At 48.0% G+C, this 17,450-nt stretch carries 17 protein-coding genes and 1 riboswitch; of the genes, 12 read left to right on the forward strand and 5 right to left on the reverse strand.

Annotation, left to right across the window (positions count from 1 at the left end; genetic code table 11):
* Positions 1–35: 35 nt before the first annotated feature.
* The 6 genes from H141_RS0113255 to H141_RS0113280 all read left to right on the forward strand — a co-directional run bounded on the left by H141_RS0113255 (position 36) and on the right by H141_RS0113280 (position 5,873).
* A complete protein-coding gene (locus H141_RS0113255) occupies positions 36–1,733 on the forward strand; it encodes a M28 family metallopeptidase (protein ID WP_019676763.1) in 1,698 nt (565 codons plus the stop codon).
* A gap of 188 nt (positions 1,734–1,921) precedes the next feature.
* Complete coding sequence (locus tag H141_RS0113260) at positions 1,922–4,558, forward strand: intermembrane phospholipid transport YdbH family protein (RefSeq protein WP_169337180.1); 2,637 nt, start codon at positions 1,922–1,924, stop codon at positions 4,556–4,558.
* Positions 4,555–4,740, forward strand: a complete 186-nt coding sequence (locus tag H141_RS0113265) for a YnbE family lipoprotein (protein ID WP_019676765.1) — start codon at positions 4,555–4,557, stop codon at positions 4,738–4,740. Before H141_RS0113260 ends, H141_RS0113265 begins: the two co-directional genes overlap by 4 nt.
* Before the next feature lie 13 nt (positions 4,741–4,753).
* Positions 4,754–5,104 carry a YdbL family probable chaperone protein gene (locus H141_RS0113270; RefSeq protein WP_019676766.1) on the forward strand — a complete coding sequence of 117 codons (351 nt, stop codon included), beginning with the start codon at positions 4,754–4,756 and terminating at the stop codon, positions 5,102–5,104.
* 106 nt (positions 5,105–5,210) lie between these two features.
* Positions 5,211–5,462 carry an ArsA-related P-loop ATPase gene (locus H141_RS0113275; protein WP_019676767.1) on the forward strand — a complete coding sequence of 84 codons (252 nt, stop codon included), beginning with the start codon at positions 5,211–5,213 and terminating at the stop codon, positions 5,460–5,462.
* Positions 5,463–5,522: 60 nt separating this feature from the next.
* Positions 5,523–5,873, forward strand: coding sequence for a hypothetical protein (locus H141_RS0113280; RefSeq protein WP_019676768.1), 351 nt, complete (start codon positions 5,523–5,525; stop codon positions 5,871–5,873).
* Positions 5,874–5,877: 4 nt separating this feature from the next.
* Here H141_RS0113280 and H141_RS0113285 read toward each other — a convergent pair whose 3' ends face one another.
* Both H141_RS0113285 and H141_RS0113290 read right to left on the reverse strand, forming a co-directional pair.
* Positions 5,878–6,816: a DUF3667 domain-containing protein gene (locus H141_RS0113285; protein WP_019676769.1), complete on the reverse strand. Its 939-nt coding sequence runs from the start codon at positions 6,814–6,816 to the stop codon at positions 5,878–5,880.
* Positions 6,817–6,902: 86 nt separating this feature from the next.
* Entirely contained in the window at positions 6,903–7,229 is a 327-nt protein-coding gene (locus H141_RS0113290) for a DUF1840 domain-containing protein (protein WP_019676770.1), read from the reverse strand.
* 79 nt (positions 7,230–7,308) lie between these two features.
* Here H141_RS0113290 and glpK point away from each other — a divergent pair, with 79 nt between their 5' ends.
* The 3 genes from glpK (at position 7,309) to H141_RS0113305 (ending at position 10,146) form a co-directional block, all read left to right on the forward strand.
* On the forward strand, positions 7,309–8,811 hold the full coding sequence (glpK, locus tag H141_RS0113295; protein WP_019676771.1) for a glycerol kinase GlpK: 1,503 nt from the start codon (positions 7,309–7,311) through the stop codon (positions 8,809–8,811).
* A 39-nt stretch (positions 8,812–8,850) separates the two neighbouring features.
* Positions 8,851–9,486 carry a pyroglutamyl-peptidase I gene (gene pcp, locus H141_RS0113300; protein ID WP_019676772.1) on the forward strand — a complete coding sequence of 212 codons (636 nt, stop codon included), beginning with the start codon at positions 8,851–8,853 and terminating at the stop codon, positions 9,484–9,486.
* Positions 9,487–9,575: 89 nt separating this feature from the next.
* Positions 9,576–9,661: riboswitch (cyclic di-GMP riboswitch) on the forward strand.
* 113 nt (positions 9,662–9,774) lie between these two features.
* On the forward strand, positions 9,775–10,146 hold the full coding sequence (locus H141_RS0113305; protein ID WP_019676773.1) for a DUF3718 domain-containing protein: 372 nt from the start codon (positions 9,775–9,777) through the stop codon (positions 10,144–10,146).
* Positions 10,147–10,230: 84 nt separating this feature from the next.
* Here the strand turns inward: H141_RS0113305 and H141_RS0113310 are convergent, their stop codons facing one another.
* A complete protein-coding gene (locus tag H141_RS0113310) occupies positions 10,231–11,781 on the reverse strand; it encodes a cation:proton antiporter family protein (RefSeq protein WP_019676774.1) in 1,551 nt (516 codons plus the stop codon).
* A gap of 58 nt (positions 11,782–11,839) precedes the next feature.
* Positions 11,840–12,112, reverse strand: coding sequence for a DUF1289 domain-containing protein (locus H141_RS0113315; RefSeq protein ID WP_019676775.1), 273 nt, complete (start codon positions 12,110–12,112; stop codon positions 11,840–11,842).
* A 141-nt stretch (positions 12,113–12,253) separates the two neighbouring features.
* Between H141_RS0113315 and H141_RS0113320 the strand changes: the two genes are divergently transcribed.
* Positions 12,254–15,427 (forward strand): amidohydrolase family protein, encoded by a 3,174-nt coding sequence (locus tag H141_RS0113320; protein WP_019676776.1) that lies wholly within the window; start codon positions 12,254–12,256, stop codon positions 15,425–15,427.
* Between the two features lie 105 nt (positions 15,428–15,532).
* On the opposite strand, the gene H141_RS0113325 is transcribed toward H141_RS0113320, so the two are convergent.
* Positions 15,533–16,000 (reverse strand): SirB2 family protein, encoded by a 468-nt coding sequence (locus tag H141_RS0113325; RefSeq protein WP_019676777.1) that lies wholly within the window; start codon positions 15,998–16,000, stop codon positions 15,533–15,535.
* Between the two features lie 739 nt (positions 16,001–16,739).
* Here H141_RS0113325 and H141_RS0113340 point away from each other — a divergent pair.
* Complete coding sequence (locus H141_RS0113340; protein ID WP_019676779.1) at positions 16,740–17,192, forward strand: GNAT family N-acetyltransferase; 453 nt, start codon at positions 16,740–16,742, stop codon at positions 17,190–17,192.
* Between the two features lie 46 nt (positions 17,193–17,238).
* Positions 17,239–17,450 (forward strand): transposase (locus H141_RS21165; RefSeq protein ID WP_019676780.1); only part of this gene is annotated, 212 nt, incomplete at its 3' end.

Raw genomic sequence — 17,450 nt, forward strand, 5'->3', positions numbered from 1 at the left:
CTATTAATAACAAAAATTTATATAATGGAGTCATTATGAAAACGTCATTGAAGTTTTCACCACTTTTTATGATCTTAGCCGGCGCGTTAACCATCAGTGCCTGCTCAAAAGAACCCACCATACCCGTTACTGACAATCAGCCTGAAGCTGAGCAAATACCTGAACTGGTCGATACCGAATTTAACCCACGTTTAGCCGAGTATATTAAAACCCTGTCTTCTAACGAGTTTCAGGGCCGGGCGCCAGCGACTAAAGGCGACGAGCTTACCGTTGCCTATCTGGAGCAACACTTCCAGCGTATTGGTTTAAAGCCGATAGATGGCGATAGCTACCAGCAACCGGTATCGCTGGTCCAAATTGACCCGAAGCAAGTATCGGATATGCGTTTAAGTGGTGCGAACCTGCCTGAGAGTTTCAAATACCGCGATGAAATGATCGCCTGGACCACGCAGGTCACGGAACAGGTTAGCGTTGAAGACAGTGAGATGGTATTCGTTGGTTACGGTATCGTCGCCCCGGAATATAACTGGAACGACTATGAAGGCCTCGATGTAAAAGGCAAAACCGTGGTGATGTTTGTGAATGACCCGGGCTATGCCACTCAAAACCCGGAGCTGTTTAATGGCAATGCTATGACCTACTACGGCCGCTGGACTTATAAATTTGAGGAAGCAGCCCGGCAAGGCGCAGCTATGGCTTTAGTTATTCATGAAACCGCACCGGCAAGCTATGGCTGGGGCGTGGTTGCGCACGGCTCACCCATTAAATTTGATTTGGTTAATGAAGATAAAAACATGAGCCGCTCAAAAGTTGAGGGCTGGTTAACGACAGAGTCAGCTGAAAAACTGTTTGCCAACGCCGGCACCGATTTGGCGACCATGCATAAAAAAGCGCTGGAACCAGACTTTAAACCGGTACCCCTGAATGCCAAAGCATCGGTTACCGTAAACAACAACCTGCGTGAACTGACCTCCAGCAATGTCATCGGCTATATTGAAGGCAGCAAATACCCGGACGAATATGTGCTTTATATGGCGCATTGGGATCATCTGGGCATGGACTTTTCTAACCCGGATAATAAAGTGTTTAACGGCGCTCAGGATAATGCCAGCGGCACTGGTGCAGTTATAGCTCTGGCAGAATACTTTGCCAGGCAGCCGCAACCCGAGCGCTCAATTGCTTTTGTATTAGTAACGGCTGAAGAGCGTGGTTTACTGGGTTCAGCCTGGTATGCAGCGAACCCGGTATTCCCACTGGAAAAAACGGCAGCAGCTATCAATATGGACGTAATGAACATGTATGGTCCGATGAAAGATATGGTTATCGTTGGCCTGGGTAACACAGAAGTGGAAGAAATTCTGGTTAAATATACTGAACAACAGGGTCGCTATGCGGTGCAGGAACCCAACCCGGAAGCGGGTATTGCTTATCGCTCAGATCACTTTAATTTGTCGAAAAAAGGCGTACCAATCCTGTACGCAAAAGGTGGCAATGATCACTATCAAAAGGGTGCTGAATGGGGCGCAGCGCAGCGCGCCGAATATAACAGCTGCTGCTACCACAAAGTTCAGGACGAATGGCGCGATGATTTCGACTTACGTGGCGCTCAGCAAGACTTATTCCTGTATTTCCGGGTTGGCAACGAACTGGCGAACAGCCGGCAGTGGCCAAATTGGTATCAGGGTAATGAGTTCCGGGCTATTCGCGATGCTTCAGCCGAAGCCCGTCAGTAATCGACCCGCTACAATAATCTGAATACAACAAGGGCAGCCACAGGGTTGCCCTTTTTACAATTAATAACTAGGACATGCGACATTTTCAGGCTAACTTACTAATTCAGAACTTATTCAGGTACGCTTTACTACATTTACATTTATTCATGCCAGTTAATGACTTACTGGTTGGTGCCCCGGGACAAGCTATGCGACGTTTTTTAAAAGCACTACTCATTTTAGTCATCGGTTTACCTCTGATAACCGCTGTTGGTTACTGGTATTTGCAACAGCAAATAGCCCAGGCAGGGATCAGTAATTTACAGTTAGATTTAACCCGATTAACCTTGAGAACTGCGTCTTTTACCAGCGTTCGTTTTCAGTTAGAGCAAGATGGCGCACGACATCAGTTTAAATTGCAAAATGTCGACATTAACTGGCAATGGCCGCAAGCCTTTAAGCCAAAGTTGCAACAACTCACCCTTGGCTCCGGCCAGATTACCCTGAACAGCGCCGCCCGCCTGGCAGCAGATGAGCAAGCCACCACGTTCAGACTGCCCAGCCAATGGCAGCTACCCGCCTGGCTGCCACAGCATGTTGCTGTAACCGATACCCGCTTGCTACTGCCCTGCCCGGCCGGCCACTGTCAGCTGCAACTTAATGGTTATCTTAGTTATCTTCAAACGGGCCAGGCTGACCAGAGCATTAACCAGTCAGCTAGCAGCCCTGATGGCTATTGGCAGAGCCAGCTAGTTGTTAATAGCGCTCGAGTAAAATCGGAGCAAGAGCTGGTAGCACTTACGATTGACGCTCATTATCGGTCGGCGCCCCAGCCGACACTGGAGTTAACTATCCAGCAAGCTGAGCAAATTGGCTTAAGTTTAAAACAACAAATTAACCCCGACAACCAACTTGCGATAACCGAACTGGTGCTGGCATTATCACCAATCACTGCCGCGAACCAGGCTATTTTAAAGGATTGGGGCTTTAATTTACCGCCAGCCTGGCTGGCCCAGTTTCAACAACCGGTGCAATTGTACAGCAAGCTGAGCTGGCAGTTACCTACCGATGGCAATCTGAATAATCTGCTTAACAGCCATCAGCTTGATGCCACAGTCATCGCCCGGGCACCCGACCCATTTTATCTACCGCAGTTGGGGCTCATTCAGGGTGAACTTCATGCTGATTTACGGCTGCAAAACCAGGTTGTTGAACGCTGGCAGTTGCAGGCCAGCGGCACGCTGTCCGAGCCAGTGCTGCCCGCGGCCCTTGCTGACATGGGTTTTAGGATAAACCCGCTGCACTTTGTCCTGAACTCTCAAGCGGTTGCAGCGCTGAACTTAAATGCCCTGCCATTGCAACTGCAGTTAACCAGCAGTGGCGAAAATAATTTTAATCTGGATAGCTATCTGAGTGTTAATCTAAGCGACAGCCCACGCATAGACATTAGTAAAGCACAAATCAGTGGCGCAACCGCCCGTTTGGTTTTAGCCGCTAATGCGGCGACCATTACCGCGCTGCAACTTAATACCGGACTGAGTGGTCGCTGGCAAGCTGATCACTGGCAAATTTCGTTGTCCGATAATAGCAGCGTTCAGGGTGCATTTCAGACTGAAGCAATAAGTGCACCTCAATTTAAATTAGCACTGAGAGACAGTCAGTTTGCAGGCGATCAGACAGGCTTAACCGAATTTAGCACTGTACTCAACGTCAGTATAAATAGCCTGAGTCAGCCAGCGCTGCTAAGTCAGAACTGGCAGTGGCAAGGTCAGCTAAGCGGTAACCTCAGGCAACTACTAGTCAAAGATGGTAAGCTTTCCAATGACGCAGATCTGACGCTTATGCATCAGTTAAGCTACCAAAGCGCGGCGAATGCTCTGGTAATGCACTGGCAAATGCCTGAGATTTTTTTGCTGGCTGGCAACCCGCTGGCGGCAACACTCAGTGACTGGCCTGCTTTGCTAACGTTAAACAGAGGCAAACTCACAGCCAGTGGTGAAGTGAATTTTAATGACGGAATTATAACCGGTACCAGCCAGCTGCAACTGGGTGATGTAGGCGGTATTTATGACAGGAGTCTGTTTGCCGGCTTATATGCCACGGTTGATGCTGCGCTTAGCAGCAATGCGCTGCAACTGGACACCACTGACTTGAAACTGAACAGAATTAATCACGGTTTTGAGCTGGGCCCACTGACCCTTAGTGGCAGTGCTTCCATGCCAATGGCAACGCCGGCCCAGCTTAAACTGCAGTTACAACAGGCAGAAATCCAGGTAATGCAGGGCGTTATCAGTGCCAATAATCAGCAGCTGGATTTAAGTCAGCCAGAAAACCAACTGGTAATGCAGCTGCAACAAATTGATTTAGCCAGTTTATTACAACAGCATCCATCGAACGACTTATCTGGCAATGGCAAACTATCAGGTACTGTACCTTTAACAATCAGCAGTAAGGGCGTCAGTATTAGCGATGGCAGTATTGCTGCTGAGGCACCTGGTGGTCGTTTGCAATATCGCTCAGCCAGCACCAGTGCAATCGCTAACACCAACAAAAACATGAAACTGGTATTCGACGCGTTGGATAACTTCCACTACACCGTGCTTAGCAGCAACATCAGCTACAACACCAGCGGCAAACTAATATTAGATTTGAAGTTACATGGCAGTAACCCGGCTATGCAGCAAGGCCGGGCCATCAACTTAAATGTTAATCTGGAAGAAGATTTGCCAGCGTTAATTACCAGTTTGCAGTTAACCAACAAATTAAATGATGTCATAACCCAACGGGTGCAACAGTATCTTAAACAACAACAGGCGGCAGCTGCCGCTAACGGAGACAAACCATGAAACGAATAGTCGGGGTAGCGCTGGCAGCAGTCATGTTGCTTGCCTGTACACCAAAAGTTCAGGTAGAGCTGCCAAATGAGCCGATAAATATCAATCTGAATGTTAAAATTCAGCATGAAATTTATATTAAGGTCGACAAACAGCTAGATGAGTTATTCAGCGAAAACAGTGGTTTATTCTAAGGAGATCATACTGATGAAATTAACAAAATTCCGCCTGCTGCTGGCAGGCTTGCTGTTAGCGCTGAGCTTACCGGCACTGGCAATGAACCTGCAACAAGCGATGGCAGCATTGGGGCAGGCCAAAGCACAAGGCCTAGTGGGTGAGCAACCTAATGGCTACCTGGGGGTAGTTAAAAATAGTGCTGACAGTGAAGCGGTGGTTAAACTGATCAATGACGCCCGTCGCGCTGAATATAGCCGGATGGCTAAACAAAATAACATTGCGGTTGCCGATATTGAGGCCATCGCAGGCCAGAAAGCTATCGAACGGACCGCCAGCGGTCATTTTGTCCTGATTGACGGAAACTGGATCAAAAAACGCTAGGCTCAACCTGTTTAACTTCCAGCTCATTTTCAGATGAGCTGGCGTTTGACTTTAACCGCATTCATTTCGTTTGTTCTCTGATGTACTACGCGTCGCCCGGCCAGAGATGTACAGTGAAATCGAACGGCAAATGCGCTTAACCCGCCAATCACCTGGCGCCCAGGAAGCGGCTATGCTGGAGCGCATTGCTAATGTGATTGAATTCGGCCTGAAAGACTACGATTTGGTTATTCTTGGTACCGCCCCTACCGGCCATACTTTGCGTTTACTCAGCTTACCTGAAGCGATGGCCGCCTGGACTCAGGGCCTTGCAGCGTTACAACATATGGCAGACTTGCTTGAACAAGCCGGTTTGTAGCTGATTTTTGCCTGTGAATCCGGTATGGTTGGCTTTTTTTGAAAATGGCGTAATAAAAAAATGAATATCAAAAGTCTGCTATTCAGGGCATTGCTTGTGGTGTTGGTCATCAGCCTGCCCGCTGCGGCCGCTGCAGAAAAGCCTGACACTACTGCCAATTCCAATCCCCCTGATGTTAAAACTGCGATACTGGACGGTTACTTACAACGTTGCGTAGAAGTACTGCACAGTAAAGGCTATAGCAGCGAGGAAATTAAAGAAGAATGCAGCTGTGAGCTGGATCAGATCGAACAGAATTTTAGTATATTTGAGCAAATGCTGACTAACAGCAAAGCTGACAACCAACAGCAAATAAATGACTTTAAAAAGCAATTACTGCAATGCAAAGTAAAACCGCAAGCTAGTCAGTAATTGGCTAAGCCCAGAGAATGCTTAACACGATTAAAGCCATTACAGCGCTGATAAATAACAGGTTGTACAATGAGCTGGTTAACCAAAATTTCAGAAGCGTTTTACCCCAATGCTGTTTGTAGTAAAATTTTTGACACAGCAATAAATAAACAGGGATCCACCACAAGGCTGCTGTTTCCAGCCACCCCACTATTGTTGCCAGCCAATTCCAGCTAATGCTGTTTTGCACCACCCCGATACCTAAATAGATTACTGACATTTGCAGAATAAAACTATGGCTATGCAGCGCGACTATCAAATGTTCCATGTAATAACGATTGGAGCGGATATAGAGCAGTTTAAGTAACAAGGCAAATATTGGCAGTAACAGAAACATCATTTGCGGTGCCAGGCTAAAAAACTTGTTTATAGCCAGTTTGGGGTTGGCGATAATAGCGTCCAGTTTGGCATTGAACTCTTGTTGTCCCTCATCAGATAAAAAGGATACCTTGACACCAGAGGGTGATCTTTCTCTACTTTGCTGGAAGTTTTTACTAATTTCAGCCCCTATATCAGCCAGATTTTTGGTATCTGGTGAGACATCTGCAGTGGGCTGGACTATTACGTTATCAGGCGCGCTGACATCAGCCGATGTGTCTGGCAAAACTCTGGCAAAAATCAGAAAAGCGATAATAGAGGTAAACAGATACAGTCGCAGAGGCGGTACAAAAGGTACCCGGTGGCCACCCACATAACGCAGACTTAAATAGCCGGGGCGAAACCACAGCGGTATTAGCGTGCGCCACAGCCGGGTATCCCAGTTGCTGAATTCACCGAAAAACTCAGTCACCACGCCGCTGACATTACGGATATAGCTTTTCTTTTCCTGACCGCACTGATGGCAGAATTCGCCGTGCAACGCACTGTTGCAGTTATCACAATATCGCTGTGCCGATGCATCCATCTTCGACCCACAATTCATTAGTTAAAGTTGATTTCGATTCTACTTTAAGTAATTGTTTTAGCAATACTTATTTCTAACCAATGACGCTACTCCCACATCAAGCCAACATTGGCATCCTGTGCCTCGTGCAGTAGTTTTAACAATGGTTCAGCCCTGACACTCAGACTCACCCGCTCTGGCTTTTCTTCATCATCACTATCAGGCTTGTTTGCTGCGGCCTGTTCAGCCTCTGGCGCGTCATCTTCGGCCAGCCTGGCCAATTCCTGCTGCAAGCGGGCTAATGCGTCAGCTACATCGTCAGCAAACATGGCGCTGGGTAATTTGGTATCCCGCCCCATCATTTTCAGTAATTGCAGCCCGACATTAGTGTGGTAATCAACATTTCTGCCGGCTTTGCTTTTAAATGTAATCATCGTATTGCTCCATTTATAGTATTACTCCATTAATTACTGCTACTCTGACAACAAGCATAACCTACTTTCCAGCATTAATATGGTAACCAGCAATAACTCTTGTTACATTCTGGCAATTGATCAAGGCACCACGTCCAGCCGGGCCGTAATATTTAACCGGCAAATGCGTCCGATAGCGTCGGCGCAGCAAGAACTGACATTACATTTTCCGCAGCCCGGTTGGGTCGAGCAGGATCCTGAAAACATCTGGCAAAGCGTTATAACCTGTATTACCCAGGTAATTAGCAAGGCCGGCTTAACCATCAGTAATATCGCGGCTATTGCTATCAGTAATCAGCGGGAAACCACTATCCTGTGGGACAAAGACACCGGTCAAGCCATCGCCAATGCCATCGTCTGGCAAGACCGGCGTACTGCAGCGTTTTGCCGGAAACTACAACAACAGGGCGCAGAAGTCACCATCAGCCAGAAAACCGGATTACGGGCCGATCCGTACTTTTCTGCCAGCAAAATCCGCTGGCTTTTGGACAATGTGCCGGATGCCAGAACCAAAGCCGCGGCCGGTAAACTGTGTTTTGGTACCGTCGACAGCTTTATTTTATCGCGGTTAACCGGCGGTAAAGTGCATGCAACCGATGCCAGCAATGCCAGTCGCACCGCCTTGTACAATATTAACAGCCTGGAATGGGACCAGGAGTTACTGCAACTGTTTGATATTCCATCAAACTTACTGCCAGAAATAAAAGACAGCGCCGGCGTGTTTGGCACCAGCGCAGTGGCTGTTTTAGGCGCGGCTATCCCGATTATAGCGATACTTGGCGACCAGCAAGCGGCACTGCTCGGCCAGGCCTGTATCAGCCCGGACATGTTAAAAAGCACCTATGGCACCGGTTGTTTTGCGGTTGTGAATACCGGCGACAGCATTATTCGCAGCAATAACCAGCTGTTATCTACCCTGGCATGGCAACTTAATGGCAAAGCCACTTATGCACTGGAGGGCAGTATTTTTATGGCCGGCGCCACGGTGCAATGGCTGCGCGATAAACTGGGGATTATTAACCAGGCCAGTGATACTGAAGCGCTGGCCAGCCAGAGCAGTTACCAGCAAACTGAAATATTAGTCCCGGCTTTTACCGGCATGGGCGCCCCCTACTGGCAACCACAAGCAAAAGCCGCCCTATTTGGCATGACCCGGGATACCGGCAAAGCGCAACTGGCCGCTGCTGCCCTGTGCGCCGTGGCTTACCAGAGTGCTGATTTACTCAGTGCCATGCGCCAGGACGGGATTACCGTCGCCCAGCTGCGGGTAGATGGCGGAATGACCAACAACCGCTGGTTTTTGCAGGCACTGGCCGATTTATGTCAGCAACCAGTGCAGCGGTGTAATAACACCGATGCTACCGTTTTCGGCGCAGGCTTTTTAGCTGCAGTCAGCCTGGGATACTACCCTGATATTTCTGCAATCAGTCAGCTGTGGCAAGCAGAGCAGCAGCATCAGCCGCAAATAAGCCCGGCTGAGCAAACTAAATTATATCAACGCTGGAAAGCGGCAGTTGCTGCTGTGCTGACACAGCAGCTATAGTAGTAGTGTCTAAATAAATTCATCACAGAGGTAACTGGCATGGCAACGGTATTGATCACCGGGTTTGAACCCTTTGCCGGCGAAACCCTGAATCCGTCATGGCAGGTTGCCAGTGCACTGCAGGGCTGGCAGTTAGATGAAGAGGTTATGGTATCAGCAGTAAAGCTACCCTGCGTATTTAAGCAAAGCCTGCTCACTCTGGAGCAAGCCGTCAATCAGTTACAGCCGGCAGTAGTGATTATGCTGGGGCAGGCTACTGGCTGCAGCCAGCTCAGGCTGGAAAAAATAGCCAGCAATTATATCGATGCCACTATTGCAGATAATTCTGGCCAGCAACCGCGCAACGCCCTGACCGCATCACATGGACCAGCGGCCTATTTTAGCAATTTACCCATAAACGCCATGATACGTGCCCTGCATTTCCAGCATATTCCAGCCCAGCTATCGCTATCAGCCGGCAGTTATGTCTGTAACCATAGCTTTTATGGTCTGATGCACCTGATTAAAAACCAGTATGCCAGCATTAAGGGCGGCTTTATTCATTTGCCTTGCCTGCCCGAACAAGTACTGAACAAGCCTGACACCCCCAGTATGGAGCTGGCTAGCCAGATTAAAGCGCTAAAAATTTGTATTGAAGTCAGTTTGCAACAACACGCGGATCAATTGCTCGCTTAGCTGGATATGACTAAGTAACTCAGTTTTAACTAAAAATATTTTTTACAATTTAATACTTGCATAAACTTTAAGCATTAATTATTATCCGCGCATTCGAAAGGCAAGTCATCTGAAAGGATGATCACGCAAAGCTTCAGGTCTAACGGGGAAACCCTATGATAGCTGGGCTGCCGTCGCAAACTGCGATGTTTTATTCTGTTTCGTCCAGAGTTAAAAACATGACCTTTCGTGTACCGCAACCCCGGTTGCTAACAATGATCGTGAACTGACTCAATTCGGAGCTTGAATATGAAAACCAAATTAATCGCATTAGCTGCTGTTATCGCTACCACCTCTTTTGTAAGTACTCCTGTTGCCGCCAACGATCAATTAGCTGTGTCTATTTGCTCTTATGTTGCTGCAGACAGCCGCAATAACCTGCGTAAAGTGTTAAGCGACAACCGGATCCGCTTATCAGCCGTATATAGTGGTGTGGTATGTGACGGTTTACCGTTAGTACGTCATGCCATTAAACACAACGCCAATGAAACTGCCGAGTTTATGATTAAGCAATTACCAAGTAGTCTTGTTGCTGCTTCAGGCGATGCTGAGTGGGCGCAAAGCAACGGCTTTGCTGCATCACCGGTAATTAATGCTATTAAAGAGCGCAGCGCCAGCTAAGCTAGCCTCTGCTGAATACCGCAATAAAGGCGCCTTAGTGGCGCCTTTATTATTTGCAGTGACCGATCACAGTAGCGTCGCAGCTCAGGCTTTACCGGTAAAACATTGCTGTTTTACGTGCTCGGCAATACCAACTCCCGCTTCTGACATGGTTAAATAGGTTTGGTCAGCGCCGGCGGCAATAATATCCCGCGCCTCGTCATCATGCATACTGTGCGAAACAATAAAGCCTTTATAGCCTGAAGCCCGCAATTTTTTTGCCGCAATCACCTTGGCTTCAACATCATTCATACTGAGAATAACAGCTTCTACCTTGCCATAATCCAAACCCTGCCAGAACACCTGATCTTCGGCATCAGCATAAAAAATATTAATGCCCTGCTGCTGATGATCACTGACTTTGGCCGGATCTGAATCCATTGCAATGATTTTTTTGCTGGCTTGTAAATAGTTATAGGCAGCAGTACCGGTGCGGCCCATGCCCATTATTAGTACGTCAGCATCCCCCAACGATACCGGCTGCTCATCCGGATGATGAATATTGCGCTCGAATTTAAGCAAGCGGGTACATAATCGTTCATACAACGGGTGGGCCATCCGGTTTAACGGTGCGGAAATAACAAATGAAATTGCCACTGTCAACGCCAGCGGCACCAGCCACTCGGGCAATACCACACTGGCGACAATCAAACCAAACTCACTATAGTTAGTCAGGCTGAGACTGGCCAGAAACGCGCTACGGGCCCGCAATTTAAATAGCACCAGCAATAAGAAAAACAGTATCGCTTTAAGCGGCAGGATCAGGGTCATCACGCCGGCAAATAACCAGGCATTGGCATCCGGCAGGCCATCTATGCCGATTTGCAAAAAGAAACCGACCAGAAAAAACTCTTTAATACTCCACAACGATTTCGATAATTCGCCCGCCCGCGGGTGCTTTGCCAGCATGGCACCAAATACCAGGGCGCCAAGCTCTGAACTTAGCCCGACTAACTCAAAACCCTGGCCACCCACTACCAGTGCCAGCAGTAAACCAAATAATATCAATAAGTCTTCGTGGCCGCTGGCATCCAATAGCTTATATAGCAGTGGCCGCAGTAACGGTAATGCAAACACCAGTAGTGCCCAGGCTGATGGCACTGTGCCACTTGCCAGGCTCATTACCAGTAGCGCCAGTAAATCCTGAATAATCAGAATACCTATCGCTACCCTGCCGTGAAAAGCCCGCAGCTCACGTTTACTTTCCAGTACTTTGGCGGCCAGTACCGTACTGGAAAAGGCCAGGGCGATGGCCAGCATCAGCGCCTGGTACCAGCTTACATCGAAAATAAACAACACCGCAGGCAAGGTCAGCAGGATGGATAACCCGAAATGGAGGGTACCACCACCCAGCACCTCTGCTTTCGCCAGGCTGCGTACATTCAGCTTTAAACCTACGGTAAACAATAGTAACAACACGCCTAAATGCGCCACATGGTGAATAATCGAGGGCCCTTCTGCCGGTAGGCTCATTTCGCTGGCAGTGGCCGAAATCACAAAACCGGCCACTAAGTAACCAATTAACGGCGGTAAGCCAATTAGCCGCACCAGCAAACCCAGTGAAAAAGCAAACCCTATCCAGACAGCTTCAAGCATTTGTTATCCCTGTTTTTATCATAATTACTATATGATAACTGAAAATAAATCCGATTTATTAATGTGGATCATCAATAATGATCGCTGTTTGCAGCCTCAGCGCAGCTTTAGCAGCCTGCCACTCAGCCTGAGTAATAGCCGTCGTCGGCTCCTGCTCACCACTACATTGCTCTGCTTGCTGCTTTCTTTGAGCAACCTTTTGTAATATAGCGTAATTTTCAGTATCTGACCGCTTATTCCAGTCAACAATTTCAGTAATATGCCGGTAACATCCGACACACAGTTTTTCGCTGTTTAAACGGCAGCAGGCCACACAGGGTGATTCAGGCATAATTTTGTCGGCTCCTCCGGCACTTTGGTCGTATTGTCATTCACTCACACTTAACTTTGCAGGCAGTTTGTGCCAATCTGGCTTACTTTTAAAAGCGTTTAAAATGCTAACTATAACTAAAACCGCCACAGGAACCTACCAATGACCACATTTAAACCATGTTTGCTGGCACTGGCCATCGCCGGCTTTACCTTGCAGGCAGAGGATAAGGCGCCAAGCTGGGATGTTAATGCGCCACAAGGCCAGTTTGAAACTGTTGATATTAATGTACAGCAAGGCAGCTGGATGAACATCACCGTTAGCCCGGATGGTAAAACCCTGGCCTTTGATTTACTGGGCGATATTTACACCATGCCTATTAGCGGCGGTAAAGCCACCGCCCTGACCAATGACATTGCCTGGAATATGCAGCCGGCATTCAGCCCCGATGGCAAAACCATTGCCTTTACCAGTGACCGCGATGGCGGCGACAATATCTGGCTGATGAATGCTGATGGCAGCGAAGCCCGCGCCGTAACCAACGAAACCTTCCGCTTACTGAACAGCCCGGCCTGGAGCCCGGATGGCCAGTTTATTGTTGCCCGCAAACACTTTACTGCCAGCCGCTCGTTAGGCGCTGGTGAGGTATGGCAGTACCATATCAGCGGCGGTAATGGTGTTATGTTAACCGAGCGACCGAATGATCAGAAAGACTTAGGCGAGCCAGCATTCTCGAATGATGGTAAGTACATTTATTTCTCGCAGGACGATACCCCGGGTAAAACCTTTCACTACAGCAAAGATTCTGAGTCGGGCATTTATGTTATTAAACGCTTTGAGCGCAAAAGTGGCAAAATTGAAGAGCTGATTAGCGGTGCCGGCGGTGCGATCCGCCCTACGCCATCACCAGACGGCAAATACCTGGCGTATATCCGCCGGGTCGATTTTCAAAGCACCTTGTTTTTATATGATTTAAGCAGTGGCGAACATATTAAATTGTACGATGGCCTGGACCGCGACATGCAGGAAACCTGGGCTATTCATGGCGTATACCCTACCCTGAGCTGGACCCCGGATAATAAAGCCCTGTTGTTCTGGGCCGGTGGTGAAATTAAACGGCTGAATATTGCCAGCAAGCAGGTGGCGACAGTGCCATTTGAGGTAAACGCCAGTAAGCAAATTCAAACGGCACTGCGGGTTACCCAGGACCTGGATAAAACCGACGTTGACGTGAAAATGCTGCGCTTCGTTAAGGTGTCACCTAATGGCAAGCAAGCGGTATTTACCGCACTGGGCCATTTATATATTACCGATTTAGACGACCCGAAACCGCGCCGGCTTACCAAGCAAACTACCGATTTTGAGTTTTACCCGGAGTTTTCCCGCGACGGTAAAGAGCTGGTTTTTGTTAGCTGGAATGACCAAACTCAGGGCGCGGTAAACCTGCTGAACCTGCGAAATGGCCGGGTAACCAAACTGACCAGTGAACCGGGTAAGTATATTGAGCCAACCTTAAGCCCCGATGGTAAAACGGTGGTGTACCGGAAAATCGGCGCTGGCAGCATTCTGCCACGGCAATGGTCACTGAATACCGGCCTGTATAAAATCAGCAGCCGCGGTGGCGACAGTGAACTCATTGCCCGCAATGGCCGCGCGCCGATGTTTGGTGCCAGCAATGATAAAGTGTATGCCATGGACTATGGCAGTTCGCCAAGCTTTATCAGCATCGATTTAAACAAGCAAACCCAGCAAACCCTTTATACCGCTAAGTTTGGTACCGAGTTTAAACTGTCGCCGGATGGTAAATATCTGGCGTTTGCTGATCGCTTTAAAGTCTTTGTTACGCCCTTTATTGAACGGGGCCGGGCCATTGATATCAGTGGCAATGATAAACAGTTACCGGTAAAACAGCTGTCGGTGCGTGCCGGCGAGTATATCAGCTGGAGTGGCGACAGCCGTAACCTGTACTGGAGCTTAGGCCCCGAGTTGTATCATGCCAGCATTAACGGCTTATTTAAGCACAGCGCTGACAGCGATACCTTTAAAGCTGAAAATGGCATTAACCTCGGCTTTAAATTCCCGGCTGATATCCCGCGGGGCGTGGTTGCCTTTGTCGGTGGCCAGGTGCTGAGCATGAAAGGTGATGAAGTGATTGAAAACGGCGTGGTAATTGTTGAAAACAACAAGATCAAAGCCGTTGGCAGCCGCGCCGATGTGGCCGTGCCCAGTAATGCCAAGGTGTTTGATATTACCGGTAAAACTATTATGCCGGGCATATTCGACGCCCACTCCCATGGCAGCCAGGGTAACCAGCAAATTACCCCGCAACAAAACTGGCTGAATTATGCCGGTTTAACCTTTGGTGTCACCAGTATTCACGACCCGTCAAACGATACCCGGGAAATATTTGCCGCCAGTGAAATGCAGCAGGCCGGCCAAATTGTCGGGCCGCGGATTTTCTCTACCGGTACCATTTTATATGGGGCTGAGGGCGCGGGTTATACCTCGCATATCGACAGCCTGGACGATGCTAAGTTTCACCTGGAGCGCTTACAGAAAGTGGGTGCTTTCAGCGTAAAAAGCTACAACCAGCCAAGGCGTAATCAGCGCCAGCAGGTAATTCAGGCGGCACGTGAGCTGGGCATGATGGTAGTACCTGAAGGTGGCTCGTTAATGCAGCATAACCTGACCATGATTGTCGACGGCCATACCACCATAGAACATGCCCTGCCCGCAGCAAAAGTGTATGACGACATTAAGCAGTTATGGCAGGCCAGCGGCACCGCCTACACCCCTACCCTTAACGTCGCCTATGGCGGCATCTGGGGTGAAAACTACTGGTATGATAAAACCGAAGTGTGGAAACACCCGCGGTTAAGCAAGTATGTGCCAATGGACGTACTGGCACCGCGCAGTATGCGCCGGCCTACCGCACCAGATCATCATTACAACCACTTCGAAGTGGTTAAAACCGCCAAAGAATTACAGGATGTCGGGGTAGTCGCGAATATTGGCCCGCACGGCCAGCGCGAAGGCTTAGGTGCTCACTGGGAGATCTGGATGTTTGCCCAGGGCGGCATGAGCCCGCTGGAAGCGCTGAAAACCGCCACCATCAACCCGGCTAAAACCTTTGGCATGGACCATCAGTTAGGTAGCATCGAACCCGGCAAACTGGCTGATTTAATTGTGATCGACGGTAACCCGTTACAAGACATCCGGGTTAGCGATAAGGTAATTTACACTATGGTTAACGGCCGGCTGTTTGACGCCGAAACGATGAACGAAGTTGGCACCCGCCAAAGACAACGTAAGCCATTTGAGTTTGAACCCAAGTAAGCGCGGCTTACTAACAACACTTAGTTGCAGCTAATAGTTGCAGCTAATAGTTGCAGCTAATAGTTACAGCAAAACGCCCAGGCTTAGCCGGGGCGTTTTTTTTATTTAGCTTAACACCACTAACATTGTCTGGGTCATTGACTGACTTATTGACTGAAAAGTATCAATGTATGCATTAACATCATCGCCAGCGCCTTTCACTTTAAGGCGGTGGGCATACGCCAGCCGGGCACTCATGACAAACCAGAACAGCGCACTGAAAAAACCGACAAAGCGCCAAACATTTGTTTTAGCCCACTTCAGCGCCAGGGTAATAGACAGCACATAAAGCACAAAACCAGCCAGTTTAGACGACGCCCAGCCATTAACAAACGGGTACAACTGCAGTGGATTAACCAGCACCAGATAAATAGCGGTGACAAGAAACAAGGTATATAAAATATGCGGGCCAATTTTCAACAGTTTGTTGTTTACCTTATCAGAGCCCTTCAGCGTTAAGGCAAAGTTGATTAGAAAAAACAGCAACGTCAGCGCAATTATGGTCAGATGGGTATGTTTCATTATCAAGTACATAGCGTATTTCCCTGAGTTTATTATTTTCGCCCGCCAATATAACGTTTTATCTGTGGTTTGACGATGCTAACGCGATAAAGGTTTTGCATGCCCCTGCTCGGCCAACAACGCTGTAACCACTGTATAAACTCTCAGCGGACAGTTCTGAGTTTTTTTATCAACAACTCGCAGGTTTTATTCTCGCACTTTACGGCAACAAAAATTGCTAAAACAATAAAATGCTTGATTTACATTTGGGTACAAGAATAGACTCAGGAAAATATAAAAACTTAAAGGAGTTTCTGACTGCAACTTGCAGGTGCAGATCCTTTGAATAAGCCGTTAGCAGGCCGATAAGGAAAGAGCATGGAGACATTAATCGACATAGCGATTATGACAGGTTTAATTATTTTTTTTGTCGTTGTCGGTGCAGTAATAATGAACAGAAGAAATAGAGACAAAGATTAGTATACTTTGTACGATTTTGTTTTCTTACTGGAGGTTCGCCCGTTTTCTGGTTTGCTGCAAACGGTTATGGCTGTAGCGTTGTTCTTCTTGGCTCCGCTAAATAGGTTTACAGGTTCCGGTTGGCTCGCTGTGTCGCAGTTGGCCGGTTTAGTTTTTAATAACAGCAGCCGTGCCGTTGTTCGGGTTTGCCAGTGCGGCAAGCCGCGCAAGTTCGGTGTAGGCTACTAACAAGCAAAGCCAGCCGACGCTTACCGCACAGCTGCTTTGAGCGTTATAACCTCAGGGTGACACAGTGCAGTTAATAGATTTTACTGAAAGTGATTACCCAATTCTGATCAATTGGATTTGTTCAGAAAAGCTTAATTATCTTTGGGGTGGCCCAGTTTACACTTACCCCTTAACTTATGAGCAGATCCAACATCATTGTAGCAAGATCACTGTTTATCCCTATTTGTTCAGGGTAGGTAGTGAAAATATTGGTTACATAGAACTATGTAAAGAGGACGAAAACTGCTACAGGGTTTGCAGAGTTTTTATAGCTGATCGATATAAAAGCCAGGGCTATTCTAAACATATGCTACTTATGTTGATTGACGAAGTAAGGGTAAATTTTGGCGCTAAAACAATTACCTTGGCCGTTTTTGAGCATAATGTTGTTGCTTTAAACTTATACACTTCATTGGGTTTTAAAGCGGTTTCGAAAGAGCTGTTTAAGCTACCAAGCTACCCCGCTCTGGCAGGATAGTTGTCACTATTTAAAATTTAACCAGTCGGGGCGTTAAGGCTTAATTGTGCCGAGTTACAGTGAAGAGCGTAAGCAGCAGATTTTGAATAAGTTACTGCCTCCTTCGAATATGACCGTAGCAGAAGTATCAAGAATCGAAGGGATTGGGCTACAAACTTTGTATAATTGGCGGGATAAAGCCAAACAACAAGGTCGTCCTGTGCCCGGAAGTAAACCAACCTCAGAACATTGGTCAGCAGAAGCTAAGTTTGCCACTGT

It is taken from the genome of Arsukibacterium perlucidum DSM 18276, from assembly GCF_000382165.1.
In the GTDB taxonomy this organism is placed as follows: domain Bacteria; phylum Pseudomonadota; class Gammaproteobacteria; order Enterobacterales; family Alteromonadaceae; genus Alishewanella; species Alishewanella perlucidum.